Origin of the sequence: Tessaracoccus sp. MC1679, assembly GCF_014164775.1 — a bacterium.
Classification (GTDB): Bacteria; Actinomycetota; Actinomycetes; order Propionibacteriales; family Propionibacteriaceae; genus Arachnia.
Genome location: NZ_JACJGB010000001.1, coordinates 630,961 through 652,635 on the forward strand (window position 1 = coordinate 630,961; position 21,675 = coordinate 652,635).

A 21,675-nucleotide genomic window follows, 5' to 3' on the forward strand; every position below is an offset into this window, starting at 1 on the left:
ATGCTTCATGACGACCCCAACGGCCGCCGACCACAAGCCAACTCTGGTCTGCACGTCCTTGCAAGGACGGTGCACGTTCGTGCACCATCAGGTTCTGACAATGCACCTTTCGGAACAGACTGCGCGTCGACTTGCAGAATCCGGCAGACTGCCGGGGCCCGCACGATCAGGCGGCGCGCAGGTACTGCTCCACGGTGATCCGACGGCGGCTCGAGACCGCCAACACCGACAGCAGCAGCCCGACCGCCGCCATCAGCACCGCCATCGTCGCGAGGCCGATCTCGCCACTGCCTCCGGACAGCCAGGCGCGCACCAGCAGCAGGCCGTTGTGGAGCGGGGAGACGGCCGCGATCGGGCTCAGCCAGGACGCAGCCGACGACAGGCCCAGGGCCACCGTCATGACGAGCAGGAGCAGCGACACCGCTCGCCCAGCGTTGCCCAGCCACCCGGCCAGCGCGTGGTTGGTGAAGACGAACGACGCGCCCATCACCACCAGGAGCGCGGCGAGCGCCACCGTCGACCCGAACCCGACGTCGAGGACCACGCCGCCGACGAGGCCGAGCACCAGGCCCTGGGCCGCCACGACCGCCAGCGGCAGCCACATGGTCTGCGCCCACATGGCCAGACTGGACGCCCGGGAGGTCACCACATCGCGTGGGATGGGGCGGGAGACGACGAAGCCGGCCGCCGCGCCGAGCCACAGCCCGGCCACCAGCAGCAGAGACACGAGCGGCACGCGTCCGCTCTCCAGCAGGTCGTCGGGGGTGTCCACAGGCGCCGCCACGACGGTGGCGAGCCGCTCACGATCGCGCGGGGAGTAGGTGGGCACCTGGTCCGCGCCCTTGGCCAGCTCGGTGGCGAACGTGGTCACGCCGTCGTCCAGCTGCCGGGCACCGTCGGAGAGCTGCGAGAGCCCATCGGCGAGGAGCGCGGTGCCGTCGGCCGCCGACGTCACGCCCTCGGTGTACTGGGTCAGGCCGTCGACGAAGGTGGCGGCGCCCGTCTCGAGCTGGCCGACGCCGTCGTCGAGCTGGGCGACCCCGTCGGCGAACTGCAAGGCGCCGTCGGCGAGTTCGCCAGCGCCGTCGTTGAGCTGGGTGGCTCCGGCGGAGATCGCGGGGGCGTTGTCGACGATCGGCTGGGCCTCGGTGGCCAGGGTGTCGGCGCCGTCGCGGATCTGGGTCAGGCCCGCCTTGAGTTCGCCCAGTTGGGCCTCGGTCTGGGCGGGCAGCTCGGTGACCAGCTGGTCCACGCCGTCGGCCAGCTGGGCTGCTCCCCCGGCCAGCGCCTCCGCGCCGGCCACGAGCGACAGGCCGGTGGCCGCGTCCGGGGTGGTGAGGGCGGCGGACGCGGTGCCGGTGCCGGCCTGGAAGCCTGCGCTGACGCCGGCGGACGCTCCCGCGGCGAAGGTCTGCTGAAGCATCTCGCAGGTGGCCGGGTCGGCCACTGGGCACTCGAAGCCCGCGGCGATCTGGCCGCCGATGGCGGTCACCTGGTCGGGCGCGGGGATGGCGCCTGAGCTGAAGCCCTGCATGGCCTGGTTGACCTGCCCAATGCCGCCGGAGAGCCCCGCGGCGCCGTCGGCGGTCTGTCTGGCCCCGGCGGCGAGCTGTTCGAGCTGGGAGAAGTCCTGCGGCTGGTCCAGACCCGCGATGACCTGGTCCAGTCCGTCGCGCAGCTGCCCCACCCCGCCGATCGCCTGCGCGGCACCGTCGGCGAATGCGGGGATGCCCGTGAGGAGCTGATCCGCCCCGTCGGCGAACTGCTGCGTGCCGTCGGCCAGCTCGGCGGCGCCGGCGGCGAGCTGGGAGCTCCCGGAGCTGAGCTCGCGGATGCCGATGACCAGCTGGTCGCCGCCGTCGGCGAGCTTCGGCCCGTTCTCGCCGAGCAGCGCCATGCCGTCGCTCAGCTGGTTGGCACCCTGGGACGACTGGAGCGTCCCGTCGGCCAGCTGGGCGGACCCGTCGCTCAGCTGCTGCGCGCCGTCGACGATCGTGGAGAACTGCTCACCCACGGTGTTGAAGCCCACGTAGATGCCGTCGAGGTAGCCCTCGGTGAGGGTGGCGTTGATGGTGTCGGTGGCAAGGCGTGCGATCTGCTGGGCGAGCTGCGCGTCGGTGACGGGCGCGTTCTCGCTGACCTGCACCTCGATGGTGGCCTGCTGGGCGGTGTCGGCGTCGTTCTCCGAGAACGAGGTTGCCGCTGCGGAGAAACCCTGCGGGATGGTCACCACGGCGGCGAACTCCCCCGAGGCGAGCCCGTCCGCCGCGCTCGGCTCGTCCGCCAGCGTCCAGCTGACGTTCTCGCCGTCACGCTCGATCATGGCGGCGGCCAGCTGGCGGCCCATGGGGACGAGCTGCCCGTTGACCGTGACGGCCTCGTCGAGGTTGACGACGGCGGCGGAGATCTGTTCGTCACCGCCCGGCCTGGTCAGGGCGAGCAGGGCCGCCACCGCCAGCAGCGGGACAAGGACCAGCGCGACGATGGCCGGCCAGGTGACGCGGCGTCCGGACTGGGTCTCGGGTGTCATGCCCGGCTCCCCTCGTGAGCGATCGACGGGGCGGCGTAGACGCCGTCCAGGGTGTGGTCTGCGAGGTGGTCCTCGACCGCCGCGCACAGCACGACGGCGCCGTCCGCGCGGACGCGGTCCACGAGTGCGTTGAGGGCGGCCCGGGCCTCAGGGGTGGTGACGAGGTCCACCGAGTCGATGAACGCCACCCTCCCCGGGTTGGTCTGGGCGAGCGCCAGGGCGGGATCGTCGACGTGGGCGAGGTCCAGGTAGGTAACCCGACGCCGGGCGTTGCCGGCGGCCTGCGGCAGGAGCGCCCCGGCCACGCGGGCACGCCCGCCGGTGGTCTCCAGGCGCCCGCTGAGCGCCAGCGCCGCGCCGGTGCGCGCGCCGACGGGGCCGACGAGCCCGATCACGTTGCCGGGCACGAGCTTGAGGTCAATGGGCCCCACCACGCCGTCGACCGTGAGGCCCTCGGCGTAGAGCAGGGAACCATCGCCGGGCCAGCCCTTCAGTGCCATCTCGGTGGAGAGCACCTCGCCCTCCACGTCGAAGGTGGGCAGGAGCCGGTCCAGCCACTTCGGGAGCCACCAGGCGCGCTCACCGAGCAGCGCGAGGACGGCGGGCACCAGGGTCATCCTGACGAGGAACGCGTCCACCGCGACACCCACCGCCAACGCGAAGGCGATCGGCTTGATGGCGCTCATGCCCTGCGGCACGAAGAACGCGAACACGGCCACCATGATGACGGCCGCCGCCATGACCACCGGCCCGGAGGCGACGAAGCCGCCGCGGATGGCCTCCAGGGGCGACTTGCCGTGGACGTACTCCTCCCGCATGCGGCTGACGAGGAACACCTCGTAGTCCATGGCCAGGCCGAACAGGATGCCCATCAGCAGGATGGGCAGGAAGGAGATGATCGGCATGCCGCGCTCGAGGTTGACGACCTCCTTGAGGAAGCCGTAGTTGAACACCAGCGCGGTGGCACCGAAGGCGGCGCTGACGCTGAGGAGGTACCCCACCGTCGCCTTGATGGGCACCCAGACCGAGCGGAAGACCGCAGCCAACAGGACCAGGGAGAGCCCCACCACGAGGAGCCCGAACGGCAGCAGGGCTGCCGTGAGCTTCTCGCTGATGTCGATCTGGACTGCCGTGAGGCCGGTCACGTTGGTGGAGACGCCGTAGCTCTCCTCCCAGTCGTCGGCCCGGCCCTGGAGGGCGCGGACGAGATCCGCGGTGGCGGGGTCGTCGGGGCCGGTCTCGGGCACGATCTGGATGAGGCCGGTGTCGGCGTTGGGGTTGGGGGTGGCGAGCGGGACGCTGGCCACCCCGTCCATCTGCTCGATATCCGCCTTGAGACTGGCCATGAGGCCGAGGGGGTCGGTGGAGCCGATGATGTCCGCGGTGACGATGAGGGGCCCGTTGACACCGGGGCCGAAGTGCTCGGCGATCAGGTCGAAGGCGATCCGTGCGGGTTGGTCCGGGCGCTGCTGGCCCGCGTTCGGCAGCGACACCTGCAGCCCCAGCGCCGGAAGCGCCAGAGCCACCAGGCTGCTCACCACCAGCACGATGGTGAGGACGGGGCGGGAGGTGGTGAGGTTGACCCACCACGCGAACGCGCCGCCGTGCTTCCTGGGCTTGGCGGCCGCCTTGCGCGGCTTGGGGCGCATCCGCTCCCCCATCACGCCCATCAGCGCGGGGAGGAAGGTGAGCGCGATGGCCACCGCGACGGCGACGGTGATGGCCGCGAAGATGCCCATGACGGTGAGGAAGGGGATGTTGGCCACCCCAAGTCCGAGCAGCGCGATGAACACGGTGAGGCCGGCGAAGACGACGGCCGAGCCTGAGGTGCCGACGGCGCGGCCCGCGGATTCCTCGGGGTCCAGCCCTTCGCGGAGCTGGTCGCGGTGCCGGGAGAGGATGAAGAGGGCGTAGTCGATGCCGACCGCCAGCCCCAACATCACCGAGAGCAGCGGAGTGGTGGAGTTGATGTCGAAGATGCTGGTCAGCAGGAACATCAGTGCCATCGCGATGCCCACGCCGGTGATGGCGGTGAGCAGCGGAAGGCCGGCCGCCACGATGGAGCCGAGCACCACCGTCAGCACCACCAGCGCCACCACCAGCCCGATGGCCTCGATGACGGAGAGGTGAGGCAGTTCGATGTTGTAGGCCTCGCCGCCCATGCTGACCTGGGTGCCCTCCGGCATGGCCGCCTGGAGGGCATCGGCCACCTCGCTGATGGGTTCGAGCTGCTCCTCGGTGGGCGACTGGCCGTCGAAGTCCAGGCTGAGCTGGATGATGGCGGCGCGCCCGGAGTCCGAGATCAGCCCGTCGACGTACTCGTTCCACGGGGACGTGACGGCCTCCACCATGGACAACTCGCCGAACTCCTCGAGGGAGGCCTCGATCTCGGTCCGGGAATCAGTCACCTGCTCACCCTCGGGGGCCACGACGATGGCCAGGGCGGAGAGCGCCGCCCCTTGCGGGAACGTCATGCGCAGCTTGTCCAACGCCTCCTGGGACTTCGAGGACGGGATCTCGAACGCGTTGTTGAACGACCCCCCGAAGGTCACCGCGGCGAGGCCCAGCACAAGGAGGGCCGAGAGCCAGAGACCGATGACGGTGAGGCGGCGCCGGTAGCACCAACGACCAACGGCATAGAGCCAAGCAGACATACTTCGGGGCCTCTTCTTCAGATCGATCCCAAGCCGGATAGGCTCACAGGATACAACTATGCACCGAAATGCCTACATTTCTGCATCCATCCTTCTGGAGGTCCGCGACCATGACTATCGAACTCACGCGACGCCGGTCTGAGACGCGGCGCAGGCTCGTCCTGGCGGCGATCGAGGAGTTCAGCCGGCGCGGCATCGACGCCACCAGCGTCGAGCACCTGTGCGCCGCCGCCGGCTTCACCCGTGGCGCGTTCTACTCCAACTTCGCCACCAAGGACGACGTGTGCGTCGAGGTGATGCGGCACGTGGCCGAGGATCAGGTGGCCCTGTATCGCTCATCGCTGGCGGCGCTGCCCGACGAGATGACCACCGAGCAGATCATCGCCGGCATCCTCGACGTCAACCAGGCGGGGCCCGAGGTGATGCGGACGTTGATGGAGATCGACCTGCGCGCCTACCGGGACCCGGAATTCGGCGAGCGGGTCGACGAGATGCGCAAGGACGTCTGGCCCCTGTACGTGGACCTGGTGACCTCGGCGGCCGAGCGGGCCGGGCTCGAGTTCGAGGTGGACGTGGAGGATCTGCTGCTGATCTTCGAGGCCATCTGGCATCACCCGCGCACCGCGGCCAGCGATCAGCCCGGGCTCCGCAACCGGCTGATCACCGCCGTCGCCCGCCACCTCACCCGGGAGAAGGCGTGACCGCGCGGGTGCAGCGACTCCTCACCGCGGGAAACCACGACCCCGCCGGTCCGCCGGTGCACGAGAACAACGTGTGGATCGTCGGAGAGGGCGCAGACGTAGTCGTGATCGATCCGGCCCACGATGCTGACGCGGTGGCCCGGGCTGTCGCGGGGCGGAGGGTCACCGCGATCCTGCTCACCCACGGGCACTGGGATCACGTGCGGGCGGCGGTGGAGTTCGCCGCGCTGGTGGGGGCGCCGGTGCACCTGAACGAGGCGGACCGGTTCCTGTGGGCGGCCGAGCACGGCGAGGCGACGTTCGAGCCGCTGCGGGACGGCGACGTCTTCCACGCGGGCGGGGTAGAGCTCGTCGCGCGGCATACCCCTGGCCACACCCCCGGCTCGACGTCGCTCGTCGCGGCGAGCCTCGGCTGCGTGTTCAGCGGCGACACCCTCTTCGAGGGCGGCCCGGGCGCCACGCGATGGGACTACTCGAGCTTCGAGCAGATCATCGAGTCCATCGAATCGCAGTTGTGCACACTCCCCGACGAGACGGCGGTGCATACCGGCCACGGCCCGTCGACGACCATCGGCGCCGAACGCCCTGCGCTCGAGGACTAGATTCGCCGCGGCTGGTGACCGCTGCCCGTCCGCGTGGCCCCCTCGGCAATAGGATGAGGGAAGGCACCAGGGAAGGGTACGAATGAAGGTCTTGATCACCGGCGGCGCCGGCTACATCGGCAGCACCGTCGCATCGGCGTGCGAGGACTCCGGACACGAGGTGGTGATCCTCGACGACTTCTCGACCGGCCGTCGCGAGTTCATCGGAGACCGCGACGTCTATGAGGGCGACTTCGCTGACGAGGCCCTCCTGGAGCGGGTCTTCTCCGAGCACTCGATCGACGCCGTGGTGCACTGTGCCGCCAAGATCGTGGTGCCGGAGTCAGTCGAGCAGCCGCTGGACTACTACGAGAACAACGTCTCCAAGACCATCACGCTGCTGCGGGCGATGGAGCGGGCCGGGGTCCTGCGGTTCCTGTTCTCCTCGTCCGCCTCCATCTACGCGCCGGACGAGAACTTCATCGTCACGGAGGACTCGCCGCTCTCCCCCGGCTCGCCGTATGCGCGCACCAAGTACATCGTCGAGATGATCCTCGAGGACTTCACCAGGGCCTCGGCCATGAAGGTGCTCTCGCTGCGCTACTTCAATCCCATCGGCACGGACCCGAAGCTGCGCTCCGGCCAGCAGCTCGAGAAGCCCAGCCACGTGCTGGCCAAGCTGCTCGAGGCGTGGAGCAAGGGCGAGACGTTCACCGTCACCGGCGTCGAGTGGCCCACCCGCGACGGCTCCGGCATCCGGGACTTCATCCATGTCTGGGACCTCGCCCAGGCCCACGTCGCGGCTCTGGAGGGCTTCGACAAGGCCACGGCCACCTCGTCCTACGAGGTGTTCAACATCGGCACCGGCAGCGGCGTCACCGTCAAGGAACTGGCCGCCTCGTTCGAGGCGATCTCCGGCGACGCGCTCAAGGTCCAGGAGGGCCCGTCCCGGCCTGGCGACGTGGCCGGCGTGTACACGGTGTCGTCGAAGGCCAAGGACGTGCTGGGCTGGGAGGCGAAGCTCACCGAGCAGGAGGCGGTGCGTGACGCCATCGCGTGGCTGCCCGTGCGCAAGGAGATGCTCGGCTACTGATCGGGCCGGACTGGCTCGTGGCCCGGGCCCCGCTTACAGTGGGGACCATGATGCGCAAGGTGCTGTGGATGGTGGCCATCCTGGTGATCGTCTCCGCGGTGTCGACCTTCGTCGACCAACGCGAGGCAGCCCGCCGTCGCGCGCTCTGGGCCGAGGCCACGGACCCCGTCTGAGCGTCGGGTGTCAGTTCTGGTGTCGTAGTCGCCACCAGAACTGACACTCGCCTGAGCCGCACCCGACTGGTACGGCCGGGGCGCACGCCCGCGGCTCAGATGAACAGCGTGGTGCCCGACTTCTGGGCCTCCCCCAGGAAGGTGGCCACTCCACCCAGCTCAATGCCCTCGATCAGGTCGGATTCGGCCATGCCAAGCAGGTCCATCGTCATGGTGCAGGCGATCAGACGCGCCCCGTCCCTCTGCGCGGCCTCGATGAGCTCGGGCAGCGTCGGCACGGAGTGATCCTGCATCACCTTCTTGATCATCGCCGCCCCCATGCCCGCCATGTTCATGGTGGACAGCGGCAGCTTCCCAGGCCCGGACGGCATCATTGTGCCGAACATCTTGTCCAGCATTCCCCGGTCCCGCTTGGGCGGGTCCTGCCGACGAAGCGCGTTGAGCCCCCAGAAGGTGAAGAACATCGACACCTTCTGCCCCATCGCGATGGCGCCGTTGGCGATGATGAACGCGGCGAGCACCTTGTCCATGTCACCGGCGAACACGACGAACGACACCTGATCCAACCGCTGGGACATGGCACCCATCGGCTGCTGGCCACCCTTGCGGAAGGTCGCGGCGAAGCCGGGGCCCTCGGGCACCATGGTGAGCAGCTCGTGCCCCTTCGTCGCGGCCCACGCCGGGCCGTCGGCAGCGAAGCCGGGGTCTGAGACGTGGACCACGATGTCGTCGCCGGGGGCCAGCTCGTCCATCTTCTTCGAGAGCTTCATGATGGGCCCCGGGCAGGCCAGGCCGGTGCAGTCGAGATCGACGACCTCGCCCGTGCCGCGCTTGGCAGTCACGAGGTCGATCGCCTCGGCGTAGGAGATCTCCGGGTTCCTGGCCGCATCGCCGACGGGCTCGAGGTCGTGCCAGAACCGGAAGGTGTGCGAGCCGCCCGACAGCGTCTTGACGTCGGCGAACCCGCGCTGGACGAGCAGGCGGTATGCCAGATAGCTGCGGAAGCCGACGGCGCAGTACAGGCGGATCGGGACGGACGTGTCCCACGCTCCGCAGACCTGCCGCATGGTGCCCAGCGGCACGTTCTCGGCGCCGGGGAGGTGCCAGATGTCGTACTCCTCGGGCGTGCGGACGTCGATGATCCGCGCCCCCTCTACTGCGGCGGGGAAGTCCTTGGCGTACCAGAGCTTCAGGTCCCCTCGGAGGACGTTGGTGGCGACGAAACCGGCCATGTTGACCGGGTCCTTCGCGGAGCCGAACGGCGGCGCGTACGCCAGCTCGAGGGTCTCGAGGTCCTGGACTGTCGCGCCGAGCCGGATGGCGGTGGCGAGCACGTCGAGGCGCTTGTCGACGCCGTCGAACCCGGCGATCTGAGCCCCGAGCACCTTGCCGTCGACAGGCGAGAACAGCACCTTCATGTGCATCATCGCGGTGCCCGGGTAGTACCCGGCGTGGCCGGAGGGGTGCACGTGCACCGTCTGGTAGGCCACACCCTCGCGTTCGAGCTGCCGCTCGGTGGCGCCCGTGCCGCCGGCTGTCATCTCGAAGACCTTGACGATCGAGGTGCCCTGGGTGGAGAGGTATTCGGTGCTGCGGCCGCAGATGTTCTCGGCGGCCACGCGCGCCTCACGGTTGGCCGGGCCGGCCAGAGGCGTGATCCACGAGCCGGGGAGCACGGTGTGCGGGGTCTCGACGGCGTCGCCGGCGGCCCAGATGTGCGGGTCCGAGGTGCGCATGTGGGTGTCGACGGCGAGGCCGCCGCGGGGACCCAGCGCCAGCCCGGCCTGCTCGGCGAGGCCCACGTTAGGGCGGACGCCTGCGGAAAGGATGACCAGGTCCGCCTCCAGGGTGCGGCCGTTGTTGAGCTCCACCTTGAGACTGTCGCCTGGCCCCTTCGCGAACGCCGCCGCCGCGGTGCTGAGGATCAACTCCACCCCGCGACCACGGATGTGCTGCTCGACCGGGATCGACACCTCCTTGTCCAGTGGCGGCAGGATCTGGTCACTCAACTCCACGACGGTGACTTCGGCGCCGCGGTGGCGCAGGTTCTCGGCCATCTCGATGCCGATGTAGCCGGCCCCGATGACGACGGTGCGGACCGGGCGGCGGGCGGCCTCGGCTGCCTTGAGGGCGGCGTCGAGGCGGGCCTTGATGTCGTCCATGTCGTGAATGTTGCGCAGGACGTGGACGCCGGGCAGGTCGATGCCGGGAAGCTTCAGCTTCAGCGGGTCCGCCCCTTGGCACAGCGCCAGAGCGTCGTAGGACTCGGTGTACTCCCTGCCGGTCTTCACCTCGCGCACCGTCACCGTCCTGGCCTCGGCGTCGAGCGCCACCACCTCGGTGGCCACGCGCACGTCGATGGCCAGCGATTCGTTCAGGCTCTCGGGCGTCTGGAGGAGCAGTCGGCTGCGATCGGTGATCACCTCGCCGATGTGGTAGGGCAGCCCGCAGTTTGCGAAGGACACGTACTCGCCCCGCTCGAAGACGATGATCTCTGCGGACTCATCCAGGCGGCGGGCGCGCGCCGCGACCGACGCACCTCCCGCGACACCGCCGACGACGACGATCTTTATGACAGGGCTCCTCTGCTCACGGGTGGACTCACCTCTGTCAGGACAATACCCGTGGGGGTACCCGCGTCTGCGGGCGGGGTGGGCGTTGGCATCTCCTGCCTCGGCCGCCTGGGACCGGACGGTCAGACCCGGGTACACCCTCAACGAGGGATCGACGCCGACGGTCTGACCCCCCCTCGGCCACCTCCCCCTAGGCTGACCACATCATGATGGACAACCGGTGGTCACGCGACGGGCGCACCGTCCTCCGCGACGCCGCCCTGGCTGCGGTGTTCGCCGTCGGCACCGGGGTCCCCGTCCTGGCTGTGCCGGATGTGGACTTCTCGCGGCGGGCCATCGCCTGGTCGCTGCTCATGTGCGCCTCGTTGGTGGTGCGACGCGTGGCGCCGTTGGCCGCGCTGGGCGTCCTGAGCGCCGCGGGCGTCGGCATGGCCGCGACACTCACCACCCCGGTCCCCGCCCTCCTCGCCGTCCCCGTCGTCGTCTACAGCGTCGGCAGGTATCAGCGGATGTCGGCGGTGCTGCTGGTGGTGGCCTTCGGCGTGGCCGGCTCGCTGGCCGGGCCGCTCAGCTGGACGGGCGGCATGCCGCAGCCGTACCGCCTCGTCGGCACAACGCTGCTGGTGCTGCTGTGCCTGGCCATCGTCGCGCTGAGCTTCCTGTGGGGACGGTTCCTGCGCGAGCGCGCCTTGACGGAGGCGCTTGACCGCGAGATCGTCACCGAGCGGTTCACGGCCGCCCAACGCTCCGAGCGGCAGCGCACGGAGCTCGCCGCGAGGCGGGCGCGCACCGAGGTGGCGCAGGAGCTCCACGACGTCCTCGCCCACTCGTTGTCGATCATCGTCGTGCAGGCCGAGGGGGCCCGCGCGATGGCGGCGAAGCGCCCAGAGGCCGCCGTCGAGGCCCTTGACGTGATCGCGGACACGGGGCGCAAGTCGATCGGGGAAGTGCGCCGGATCGTGGCCCTGATGCGCGGCGACGCGGACTCCCCCGCCTTCGGGCCGTCGCCGTCGCTCACCCAGATCCCCGAACTGATCGCCGGCGCGGGCGACCGGATCACGTTGGAGGTCGACGGCGAGGTCCCGCTGGTGCCCGAATCGTTGGGCGTGACCGCATTCCGGGTCCTGCAGGAGGCCGTCACCAACTTCCTCAAGCACGCCGGCCCCACCGCGACCGCGGAGGTACGCGTGGGGTTCACCCCGGAGGCCATCGAGATCCAGGTCCGCGACGACGGGCTGGGCGCGCTGTCGACCTCCGACGGACACGGCTCAGGGATCCCCGGGATGCGGGAGCGGGTGCTGGCGATGGGCGGCGAGTTCACGGCCGGGCCGTGGGCGGGCGGCGGGTACGAGGTGCGGGCGCGGCTTCCGATGCCGAGCCAGCTGGGCAAGAGTTGGCTGAGAGGGGCCTGACGTGATCACAGTGCTGTTGGCGGACGATCAGTCGTTGGTGCGCAGTGGCTTCCGGATGCTGATCGACTCGGCCGACGACATGGAGACCGTGGGCGAGGTGGACAACGGCCGCGACGCCGTGGCCGCGGTCCGGACCAAGCGCATCGACGTGGTGCTCATGGACATCCGGATGCCCGTCATGGACGGCATCGAGGCCACCCGGCAGATCAGCGCCCTGGGCCTGGACACCAAGGTGCTGGTGCTGACCACCTTCGACCTGGACGAGTACGTGTTCGCGGCCATCCGGGGCGGCGCGAGCGGGTTTCTGCTCAAGGACGCCCTCCCCGAGGAGCTGCTGGGCGCCATCCGCGCGGTGGCCAGCGGCGACGCCGTCGTGGCGCCGTCGGCGACCCGCCGGCTGCTCACCCAGTTCGCGCCGCTCCTCCCCAAGGCTGGCCTGGCCCCGGACAGCCGCCTCGACGCGCTCACGGACCGCGAGCGGGAGGTCCTCGAGCAGGTGGCGCACGGGGCGAACAACACAGAGATCTCGCAGCGCCTGTACATGGCCGAAGGCACGGTCAAGACCCACGTCGGGCGGCTGCTGAGCAAGCTGGGCGCCCGCGACCGGGTTGGCCTGGTCCTCATCGCCCACGAGTGCGGCCTGCTCGACACCTGACCCGGGTGGAGGGGGCTCAGGAGCGCAGGAGATCCTCGGTACCGCGCTCCAGCGCCTCACGGCCCAGCCGTCGGCTCACGTCCACCAGCACCACGACGCAGGCCGCATAGACGACCGCGATTCCCAGGAAGGCGGGGGTCGAGAGCCCGCCCGGGGGGAGCACCGCCACGGCCACCAGCCCGGCCAGCACGAAGGCGCCGTTGAAGCCCACGTCGTAGAACGTGAAGGCCCGGCCCTTGTACTCCTCGTCGACGTGCGCCTGCACAATGGTGTCGACGCAGATCTTGAACGACTGCACGGTCAGGCCGATGAAGAAGCTCGCCACCAGCAGCGGCAGCATGGACGTGGTGAGGGCGGCGCCAGCCGAGACGACGGCGGCCGCGGCGAGCAGCGCCGTGGCGGCCCGTCGAAGCCCGAGGAGGCGAACCAGGGTGGGGACCACGGGCGCCGCGAGGATGAACCCGGCGCCCGTGACCAGCCCCCACACGGTGAGGTCCGCGAGCGCATCCCCGGGCCTGTCGACCGGGTTCCACACGTGCCTCGCGGCGAGGATCACCGCGACACTCCACACCCCGAACAACAGGCGCGTCACCGCCATCAGCGCCAGCGCCAGCACCGCGGCGGGACGGGTCTGGAGGTGTCGCCCCGCCTCGGCGAGGCCCGCGAGGACCCGCCTCAGGCTCGTCCGCTCTCCAGCGACGTCCGGCCCCAGCGCCCCGCGGGCGAACCCGCGACACACCAGGACCGAGCCCACAAACATGGCCGAGGCAAGCCCGAACACGACGGCGTCCGCCTGGTGCGCGGGCACCACCCCGCCGAGCGCGGCGCGCGTCACGAACCCCAGCACGGCGCCGATGACCACGCCGAGCGGCCCCACCGTCGGCAGGATCGACGACGCGGTCAGGTACTCATCGGCGTCGACGGTGTGCTGCAGCCCCGCCGACAGCCCCGCCAGCATGAACCTGTTGATGCTCATCGCCAGCAGCAGGGCGCCGTAGAGGACCACCGCCCATCCCCCCGTCGTCGCGCCCGAGGCGATGACCAGGCCGATGAGGGCCGCGAGACCGGCTCGGGCGACGTCGGAGTAGAGGGCCACGTTGCGGCGCGGCCAGCGGTCCAGCAGCGGGGAGACGAACGGCCCGATCACCGTGAACGGCAGAAGCGTGATGGCCAGCACCCCGGCGATCGCGGCCGCATTCGGCTGCGACTGTGGCGAGAACAGGATGTAGGAGGCCATCCCCACCTGCAGGGTGCCATCTGCCGCCTGGCTGAGCGTGCGCAGCGCCAGGAGACGGCGAAACGACGCGTGACGCCAGAGCCGCCGGAGGGCGGCGATCACCTGCATCCGTGACGGCTAGCGCCTGGTGGCGTCCGCGTGCATCCGGTGAGCCTTCTCCACCGCGCGCAGGGCCCCGGTCTCCTCCATCTGCTCCATGAGCTTGTCCTGGTCGAACTGCGTGAGCGCCGACTCGGCGTCCAGCATGCGCTGGTAGTTGGCCTCGCGCTCCACCTCGTCGCCGTGGTACTCGGTGTGGACGTAGCCGTAGGCGAGGCGATCGATCTGACGGACGGCGGTCTGCATCTTGCCGGTGGGGCTGAAGATCGACGCCAGCACCGTGACGACCAGGATGCCGAGGATGACGGTCAGCGACAGCCCGATCTCGATCTCGTAGACCGGCACCGGCTCGCCGTCGTTGATGAACGGCAGGTTGTTCTCGTGCAGCGCGTGCAGGATCAGCTTGACGCCGATGAAACCGAGGATGAGGGACAGGCCGTACTTGAGGTAGATGAGCCGGTCCAGGAGACCGTCGATGAGGAAGTACAGCTGGCGAAGCCCCATCAGGGAGAAGGCAGTGGCCGTGAACACGATGAACACGTTCTGGGTGAGGCCGTAGATGGCGGGGATCGAGTCCAGCGCGAACAGGATGTCCGTGCCGCCGATGGCGATCATCACCAGCAGCATCGGGGTGAGCACGCGGCGCCCGTTCTCGATGGTGAAGAGCTTGTCGCCGTCGTAGTGGTCCGTGGTGCGCAGGTACTTCTTGGCCAGGCGGATGATGAAGTTGTTGGCACCCTCCTCCTCGCCGTCCTTCTCCGGCGCCAGCAACTTGCCCGCCGTGAAGATGAGGATGAGCCCGAACAGGTAGAACGTCCAGGAGAACGCCTCGATCATGGCCTTGCCCGCGAAGATGAACCCGGTGCGGGCGATCAGCGCGAACACGATGCCGAACAGCAGCACCTTCTGCTGGTCCTGCCTCGGGACGGCGAAGCTGGACATGATGATGAGGAACACGAAGAGGTTGTCGACGCTGAGCGCCTTCTCCGTGATGTAGCCGCCGAAGTACTCCGCGCCCATCTGGGCGCCGCCGAAGACCCAGACCAGCACGCCGAAGAGCAGCGCCAGCCCCACGTAGATGGCGGACCAGATGGCCGCCTCCCGGAGCGTCGGGATGTGCGCCTTGCGGACGTGGAAGAAGAAGTCGAAGGCCAGCAGGCCGAGAATGACGAGGATGGTGATGGCCCACACCCAGAGGGGTACGTTCAACGGAATTCTTCTCCTGTGTTGAGGCGACTGGCTCGGGAAGACCCGGGTAGAAGGTCTGCGAGACGCCATTTCCAGGGTACCGGGGCACGGGCCGACCACCAATCCGCGACGAGGCACGCCTGGATGGCGAGCCTCCGCCGTTTCCCGACGGCGGGGTCACCGAAGGTGTCGGAAGGCCCCGGTAGCCTTGTCACGAACAGGAGGTCCCCCATGAGACGACGTCTGCTGGCCGCCGCGATGACGCTGGCACTGCTCCTGGCAGGGTGCGCCCCCGGGCCGGACCCTGATCCCAACCCCAGTGGTTCGCAGGCGGGGCGCCCGGATCTGCCCCCCATCGACGAGGCCCTCACCGCCGTCGTGGATGCGCTCAACGCGCAGGACGTCTCCGGCCTCCCGATGGTGGGCGTGGCCGCGGAGGCGCAGACAGACTTCGAGGCCATCTTTGCGGGAATGGACGAGATCTACCCCACCGTCAGCGCCGGGCCCGTGGCCTACCAGGCCAACGACGACGTGGCCGTCGCCACCCTCACCATGAGCTTCCAGCTGGGTAAGGAGGGGTGGACCTACCCGTCGGAGGCGAGGCTGCGCTATTCCGGGGACAAGTGGCGGTTGAGTTGGGCGCCCTCGATCATCCACCCGGAGCTCACCGAGGCCACCCGGCTGCGGCACACGCTCACTGAGGGCCGCCGGGCACCCATCAACGACAACGCCGGCGTGGCGATCGTCGAGGAGGGGGCCATGTTCGAGGTGGGCCTGGACAAGTCCTCCGTGGAGGCAGCCGAGTGGCCGACGGCCTCGTCGGACCTGGCCGCCATCCTGGAGGTGGACGCCGCGGCGTTCACGAAGAAGGTCCTGGCCAACGGCCCCAGGGCGTTCGTGGTCGCGGCCACCATGGTCCAGGCTGAGATTCCGCCCACCATCAGCCAGGTGCCGGGCGCCTACGTCCGCGAGATCTCGGCCATCGTCGGCCCCGGCGGCTCCTTCGCGGCACCCATCCTGGGCTCGGTCGGCACCCCCACCAAGGAGATGATCGACGAGTCCGGCGGCACGCTGACCATCCAGGACCGGGTCGGGCTGAGCGGCCTGCAGGCCCGCTACGACGAGCAGCTGCGCGGCGTGCCCTCCGTGCGGGTGGACCTGGTGCCGCGTCAGGACGCCACCGCGTCGGAGTCGGCGTCGCCCGCCCCGGAAAAGGCGCTGTTCCAGCAGGATCAGAGCGTGGGCTCCGGCATCGACCTCAGCCTGGACCGGGATCTGCAGACGAAGGCCGAGGAGGTGTTGAGCACGCAGACCGGCATGGCGGCGCTGGTGGTGCTGGACGTGGCCGACGGCGGCGTCCTCGCCGCGGCGCAGTCCCCGGCTGGCGGCACCTACCCGCACGTGACCTACGGCAACTACGCGCCCGGCTCCACCTTCAAGGCGGTCTCCGCCCTGGCCATGCTGCGGTCCGGGCTGACGCCGTCGTCGACGGTGAATTGCCCTGCCTCGCTCACGGTGGGCACCTACACGTTCGGCAACTATTCGGGTTACCCGTCCGGTTCGCTGGGCCGGATCCCGCTCAGCACAGCCTTCGCGCAGTCGTGCAACACGGCCTTCGCTGGCGCGTCGGAGTCCATCACGGGTGAGCAGCTGCACGCGGCAGCGGGGTCGCTCGGGGTGGGCACCGATTACGACGTGGGCTTCACGTCCAACTTCGGCACGGTCCAGCCGGCCAACTCCATCGACCTCGCGGCCTCGATGATCGGGCAGGGTCAGGTCACCATGTCACCGCTGGGGATGGCGACGGTCGCGGCGTCTGTCGCGGCCGGGCGGACGGTGCTGCCCTGGTTGGTCAAGGGCGAGGAGGCCACCCCGACGGCGGCGCCGCTCACCGCGGCAGAGGCGGAGTCGCTCCAGTCCCTGATGGAGACGACGGTGACCTCGGGCACGGGCCGCTCGCTGCAGGGCATCATGACGGGCGCGAAGACGGGCACCGCGCAGTGGGGTACGGCGGGGGCGCTCCAGACCAGCGCGTGGATGATCGCCTACAACGACAGGTACGCGGTGGCGTCGTTCGTCGAGGTTGGGGATTCGGGCGGCACCACGGCCGCTCCCCTGATCGTCTCGCTGTTCCGCTGAGCGTCAGGCGCCCCCGTGGGTGAGGCGTCGGGGACGTTCGGCAGGGCGGGGCTCAGGACGCCACAGCCTGTTCGGCACCATCTCTGTTCCCGGCGTGGCCGCCGTCGAGCCGCTTGAGCCCGATCACGCACCCGATGATCCCGGCCAGGAACAGTGCCTTCAGCCAGGTGATGCCCTCCGCCCCGATGGCAACCGAATACGCGACCGTCAGCACCGTTCCGACGCTGGTCCACACCGCGTACGCCGTCCCAGTCGGGATGTGGCGCATGGCGAAGGCCAGCCCGACGACCGAGGCAACCGTGGCCACAAGAAACACGAAGACGGGCACTGGGCGGGTGAAGCCCTCACTGGCCGACAGGGCGTTGGCCCAGACGGCCTCGAGTACGGCGCTGGCCAGCAACATGGGCCAGGCCCATCGCGCGGTCATGCCAGCACCTTCAGGCCGACGACGCACGTGACGATGCCCACCAGCAGCAGGATCTTTGCCAGGCTCACCGGCTCGACGCGGGTGAACATCGCCCACGCAACTGTCAGCGAGGCGCCGGTGGCGGTCCACACGGCATAGGCGGTGCCGGTGGGCAGCGTGTTGAGCGCGAACCCAAGCCCGACAAGGCTGAGGACGGCCGTGACCGCGAAGATCAGGGTGGGGGTGGGGCGGCGCAAGCCGTCGGAGCGACCGAGGGCGGTTGCCCAGACTGCCTCGAGGACGCCGGAGGCCAGCAGAATGACCCAATCCATGGACGAATCCTTTCAAGGAATGGCCAGTCTTGTCGTCACCGGGTACTGATCCGTCGTCCAGGGCGGGTCGCCGCGGCCCACGCTAGCACCCAGCGCGGAGACGCCGCCCCATGCGGCCCCCCGCGCCTGCGCTCGGTCTCGACGCCTGCCCTAGTTCTCGACGCCTGCGCTCGGTCTCGACGCCTGCGCTAGATCTTGGCGCCCGGGCGGGCGCCTGCGCTAGCTCTGGCCGCCCGCGCTCCAGCGCCGGCGGCTGAATCGAAGGCAGGCGCAAGAAAGGCGCCTGCGCTAGAGGGCAGGCGTCCGCACCGAGGGCAGGCGTCCGCACCAAGGGCAGGCGCCGGCCTGAGCGGGTAGGCTGGGAATAGTTGATCTCTCAATCTTTGCGAGGAACCCATGGACATCGACCGGCTCGAATTCGGCATCGACACCTTCGGCGACGTCACCGCCGGCCCCGACGGCGCCCTCCTCCCCCACGATCAGGTGATCCGCAACCTCATCGACGAGGCGGTCCTGGCCGACGAGGTGGGCCTCGACGTCATTGGCATCGGCGAGCACCACCGCGACGACTTCGCCGTCTCAGCCCCCGACATGGTGCTGGCGGGCATCGCCACCCGCACGACCCACCTGAAGCTGGCCACCGCCGTCACCGTCCTCTCCTCTGACGACCCCGTCCGCGTCTTCGAGCGCTTCGCCACCCTCGACGCCCTGAGCGGCGGCCGCGCCGAACTCATCGCCGGTCGCGGCTCGTTCATCGAATCCTTCCCGCTGTTCGGCTACGACCTCGCCGACTACGAGGCCCTCTTCGAGGAGAAGCTCGCCATGCTCGCTCAGCTCATCCATGGCGGGCGGCAGACCTGGTCGGGTCAGCTCACGCAGAGCCTCGACGACGTGGAACTGTTCCCGCGCCTCGCCACCGCACCGCTCACCACCTGGGTGGCCGTCGGCGGCAGCCCGCAGTCCGTGCTGCGTGCGGCCAACTACGGCCTGCCGCTCATGCTGGCCATCATCGGCGGCTCCGTGGACCGGTTCGCGCCGTTCGCCGACCTGCACCGCCGCGCCCTCGACGAGTTGGGCAAGGAGCCGCAGCCTGTGGGCTGGCACTCCTACGGACACCTCGCCGCCACCGACGATCAGGCCCGCGAGCGCATGTTCAAGCCCTGGCTGGAGCAGACCTCGAAGATCGGGCGCGAGCGCGGGTGGGGCCGGATGACCCGCGCCCACTTCGACGACGAGGCGGAGCACGGCGCCATGGCCGTCGGCTCACCCGAGACGGTGGCGGCCAAGGTCGCCCACGGCTTCCGTTCGCTCGGCGCGCAGCGGTTCCAGCTCAAGGTGTCCACCGGGCGCCTGTCCCACGAGGCCATCATGGACACCATCGGCCTGTACGGCACCGAGCTGGTGCCACTGGTGAAGGACATGCTCGCCGGAAGCTGACGGAGCCCGCTGGTAGCGTCGGCGCCATGACCAACCGCGTGAGCACCCCGCTGGACATGGTCGCCGACGCCTACGTCGACACCATCGTCACCCTCAGCCCCATCACCGCCACCGGAATCGGCGCGCCCGGCCACGATCACCAGCTCGACGACTTCTCCCCCGCCGGCCTGGCCGCGCGGGCCGAGGCCACCCGGGCGGCGCTGCGCCTCGCGGAGGCCACGGAGGCCGTCGACGACGTGGACGCCGTGACCGCCGCCGCGATGCGCGAACGCCTCGGGCTGGACCTCGAGCTGTTCGAAGCCGGGGAGGACTACGCCCAGCTCAACAACATCGCCTCCCCGCTCCAGCACATCCGTGACGTCTTCGACCTCATGCCCACCGCCACCACCGACGACTGGGAGATCATCGCCGCGCGCATGGGCGCGGTGCCCGCAGCCGTCGACGGGTACATCGAGTCGCTGCGCCTCGCCGTCGACCAGGGCCCCGCGCCGGCGCTCCGGCAGATGGAGATGGGCATCAGACAGGCCGACGAGCTCGCCGGGGACGGCTCCTTCTGGACCTCCCTGGCGGCCTCCCCGGATGCGTCCGGGCCGCTCGCCGACACGCTGAGCCACAACGCGGACCAGGCCCGCGGCGCCTACGCCCGGCTCGCGGAGAGCCTGCGCGAGCTCGCCCCCCGCGCGCCGCGGGCCGACGCCGTCGGCCGGGAACGCTACGGTCGGCTGTCGCGGCAGTTCCTGGGCGCCACCATCGACCTGGACGAGACCTACGAGTGGGGTCGCGAGGAACTGGCCCGCATCGTCGCGGAGCAGGACGAGGTGGCGCATCAGCTCTACGGTGACGGCACCACCGCCGACGAGGCCATGCGTCTCCTCGACGAGGACGTCACCAGACAGCTCCACGGCACCGACGCCCTCCAGAGCTGGATGCAGCAGACCTCGGACGCCGCCGTCGAGGCGCTGGCGGGCACCCACTTCGACATCGCGGACCCCATCCGCCGGCTGGAGTGCTGCATCGCCCCCACGCAGCACGGCGGCATCTACTACACCGGCCCCACGGACGACTTCTCGCGGCCGGGGCGAATGTGGTGGTCGGTTCCCCCGGGCGTCGAGAGCTTCGGCACCTGGCGCGAGAAGACGACGGTGTACCACGAGGGCGTGCCGGGGCATCACCTTCAGATCGCGCAGGCCGTCTACCGCGCCGGCGAGCTCAACAGATGGCGCAGCCTGATCTGCTGGGTGTCCGGGCACGGCGAGGGCTGGGCGCTGTACGCGGAGCGGCTGATGGAACAGCTCGGCTTCCTCGACGACCCGGGAGACCGGATGGGGATGCTCGACGCCCAGCGGATGCGGGCCGCCCGCGTTGTCCTCGACATCGGCGTCCACCTCGGCAAGCCGGCCCCCGAGGAGTGGGGCGGCGGCACCTGGGACGCGGACAAGGCGTGGCCGTTCCTCAAGGCCAACGTGAACATGGCCGAGGAGTTCGTGCGCTTCGAGTTGGAGCGGTACCTGGGCTGGGCAGGGCAGGCCCCGGCGTACAAGGTGGGGCAGCGGCTGTGGGAGCAGGCCCGCGACGAGGCGGCGGCGCGTGACGGGGCGTCGTTCGACCTGCGAAAGTTCCATAGCCGGGCTCTGGACCTCGGGTCCGTCGGCCTGGACGTGCTGCGGGAGGCGCTGAAAGCTCAGCGCTGACCCGCGGCGCCCGTGAGGAACTCGCGCCACCCGTCGGCCGAGGCCAGGGGGACGCTGATGCCCAGCTCCCGCTGGACGGCGCGGACCGCGGACCTGGTCTGCTCGTCGTAGCGGCCCGACGCCTCGACGTCGCGGCCGAACAGATGCCGCAGCACGCCCTGCACCAGCTCCACCTGGGTCCGCGACCCCTCCCGGAACGACGCGGCCTCGTAGCCGTTGATCCCGTTGTCGATGTGGATGTGGTTGTGGTGCTGCGCGTTGTAGCGGTAGGTCAGCGTGTAGGTGAAGCGGGACGCGACGGAGGCGGCGAGCCGCCAGTAGCCGGGGAGCTCGGCGGGGTCCTCGCCCCAGAGGTCGTAGCGGCAGGACACGCGGCCGCCCTCGTGCACCAGCTCGGCGAAGTCGAAGGCGCGGCCGGCGGCGTGCCAGGAGTCGCACCTGTCGACGAAGGCGCCGTACGTGGATACCTCCCGGAGGGGCCCTAGGCCGCTGACCGAGACCCACTCCGCGGCCCATTCCTCGAGACGCTCGATGAACCGGGGGTCGGCGCGGAACGCCTGCGGGGTGCCGGTGATTTCGTAGCTCAGCGGTGCGCCGCCGAGCGAGGAGAAGGACGTCAGTGAGTCGGGTGTGCGGCACCCGCCGAGGCCGCCGACGTCAGGGATGGGCAGCGACACGGGACCTGAGCAGGCCGCCGCCGGGAGTGCGGCGGCTCCGAGGAGGAAGGCACGGCGTCGCATGCCTTCGATGGTATGCGCGCCTGGCTCGGGTCGG

At 70.2% G+C, this 21,675-nt stretch carries 17 protein-coding genes and 1 riboswitch; of the genes, 9 read left to right on the forward strand and 8 right to left on the reverse strand.

The window, feature by feature from the left end; translation table 11 throughout:
- Window positions 1–166: 166 nt before the first annotated feature.
- Window positions 167–2,530 (reverse strand): YhgE/Pip domain-containing protein, encoded by a 2,364-nt coding sequence (locus H5398_RS02990; RefSeq protein ID WP_182798944.1) that lies wholly within the window; start codon window positions 2,528–2,530, stop codon window positions 167–169.
- Window positions 2,527–5,184, reverse strand: a complete 2,658-nt coding sequence (locus tag H5398_RS02995) for an MMPL family transporter (protein ID WP_182798945.1) — start codon at window positions 5,182–5,184, stop codon at window positions 2,527–2,529. The genes H5398_RS02990 and H5398_RS02995 overlap by 4 nt, the downstream gene beginning before the upstream one ends.
- A gap of 110 nt (window positions 5,185–5,294) precedes the next feature.
- Between H5398_RS02995 and H5398_RS03000 the strand changes: the two genes are divergently transcribed.
- The 4 genes from H5398_RS03000 to H5398_RS17145 all read left to right on the forward strand — a co-directional run bounded on the left by H5398_RS03000 (window position 5,295) and on the right by H5398_RS17145 (window position 7,732).
- On the forward strand, window positions 5,295–5,885 hold the full coding sequence (locus tag H5398_RS03000; protein WP_182781315.1) for a TetR/AcrR family transcriptional regulator: 591 nt from the start codon (window positions 5,295–5,297) through the stop codon (window positions 5,883–5,885).
- Window positions 5,882–6,487, forward strand: coding sequence for an MBL fold metallo-hydrolase (locus H5398_RS03005; RefSeq protein WP_182798946.1), 606 nt, complete (start codon window positions 5,882–5,884; stop codon window positions 6,485–6,487). Before H5398_RS03000 ends, H5398_RS03005 begins: the two co-directional genes overlap by 4 nt.
- 82 nt (window positions 6,488–6,569) lie before the next feature.
- The gene (gene galE / locus H5398_RS03010; RefSeq protein ID WP_182798947.1) at window positions 6,570–7,559 is read left to right on the forward strand and encodes a UDP-glucose 4-epimerase GalE; all 990 of its coding nucleotides are present in this window, start codon (window positions 6,570–6,572) and stop codon (window positions 7,557–7,559) included.
- 47 nt (window positions 7,560–7,606) lie between these two features.
- A complete protein-coding gene (locus H5398_RS17145; RefSeq protein ID WP_255443458.1) occupies window positions 7,607–7,732 on the forward strand; it encodes a hypothetical protein in 126 nt (41 codons plus the stop codon).
- A 95-nt stretch (window positions 7,733–7,827) separates the two neighbouring features.
- On the opposite strand, the gene H5398_RS03015 is transcribed toward H5398_RS17145, so the two are convergent.
- Window positions 7,828–10,443, reverse strand: coding sequence for an FAD-dependent oxidoreductase (locus H5398_RS03015; RefSeq protein WP_370586035.1), 2,616 nt, complete (start codon window positions 10,441–10,443; stop codon window positions 7,828–7,830).
- A gap of 68 nt (window positions 10,444–10,511) precedes the next feature.
- Here H5398_RS03015 and H5398_RS03020 point away from each other — a divergent pair, with 68 nt between their 5' ends.
- Window positions 10,512–11,717 carry a histidine kinase gene (locus H5398_RS03020; RefSeq protein ID WP_182798948.1) on the forward strand — a complete coding sequence of 402 codons (1,206 nt, stop codon included), beginning with the start codon at window positions 10,512–10,514 and terminating at the stop codon, window positions 11,715–11,717.
- A 1-nt stretch (window position 11,718) separates the two neighbouring features.
- Window positions 11,719–12,372, forward strand: coding sequence for a response regulator transcription factor (locus tag H5398_RS03025; RefSeq protein WP_182781311.1), 654 nt, complete (start codon window positions 11,719–11,721; stop codon window positions 12,370–12,372).
- A 16-nt stretch (window positions 12,373–12,388) separates the two neighbouring features.
- Here H5398_RS03025 and H5398_RS03030 read toward each other — a convergent pair whose 3' ends face one another.
- Both H5398_RS03030 and H5398_RS03035 read right to left on the reverse strand, forming a co-directional pair.
- Entirely contained in the window at window positions 12,389–13,717 is a 1,329-nt protein-coding gene (locus H5398_RS03030) for an MFS transporter (protein WP_182798949.1), read from the reverse strand.
- Between the two features lie 9 nt (window positions 13,718–13,726).
- Entirely contained in the window at window positions 13,727–14,917 is a 1,191-nt protein-coding gene (locus H5398_RS03035; RefSeq protein ID WP_220489065.1) for a TerC family protein, read from the reverse strand.
- 210 nt (window positions 14,918–15,127) lie between these two features.
- Here H5398_RS03035 and H5398_RS03040 point away from each other — a divergent pair, with 210 nt between their 5' ends.
- A complete protein-coding gene (locus tag H5398_RS03040) occupies window positions 15,128–17,035 on the forward strand; it encodes a penicillin-binding transpeptidase domain-containing protein (RefSeq protein ID WP_182798951.1) in 1,908 nt (635 codons plus the stop codon).
- 52 nt (window positions 17,036–17,087) lie between these two features.
- Here H5398_RS03040 and H5398_RS03045 read toward each other — a convergent pair whose 3' ends face one another.
- Window positions 17,088–17,462, reverse strand: a complete 375-nt coding sequence (locus H5398_RS03045) for a multidrug efflux SMR transporter (RefSeq protein ID WP_182798952.1) — start codon at window positions 17,460–17,462, stop codon at window positions 17,088–17,090.
- Entirely contained in the window at window positions 17,459–17,773 is a 315-nt protein-coding gene (locus H5398_RS03050) for a multidrug efflux SMR transporter (RefSeq protein ID WP_182781305.1), read from the reverse strand. Before H5398_RS03050 ends, H5398_RS03045 begins: the two co-directional genes overlap by 4 nt.
- A gap of 18 nt (window positions 17,774–17,791) precedes the next feature.
- A riboswitch (guanidine-III (ykkC-III) riboswitch) is annotated at window positions 17,792–17,857 on the reverse strand.
- A gap of 312 nt (window positions 17,858–18,169) precedes the next feature.
- On the opposite strand from H5398_RS03050, the gene H5398_RS03055 reads away from it, so the two are divergent.
- Both H5398_RS03055 and H5398_RS03060 read left to right on the forward strand, forming a co-directional pair.
- The gene (locus H5398_RS03055; RefSeq protein WP_182798953.1) at window positions 18,170–19,210 is read left to right on the forward strand and encodes an LLM class flavin-dependent oxidoreductase; all 1,041 of its coding nucleotides are present in this window, start codon (window positions 18,170–18,172) and stop codon (window positions 19,208–19,210) included.
- A gap of 26 nt (window positions 19,211–19,236) precedes the next feature.
- Complete coding sequence (locus H5398_RS03060; RefSeq protein ID WP_182798954.1) at window positions 19,237–20,901, forward strand: DUF885 domain-containing protein; 1,665 nt, start codon at window positions 19,237–19,239, stop codon at window positions 20,899–20,901.
- Here the strand turns inward: H5398_RS03060 and H5398_RS03065 are convergent.
- Window positions 20,892–21,641, reverse strand: coding sequence for an extensin family protein (locus tag H5398_RS03065; protein ID WP_182798955.1), 750 nt, complete (start codon window positions 21,639–21,641; stop codon window positions 20,892–20,894). The two genes, H5398_RS03060 and H5398_RS03065, sit on opposite strands and share 10 nt — an antisense overlap.
- Window positions 21,642–21,675: the final 34 nt, after the last annotated feature.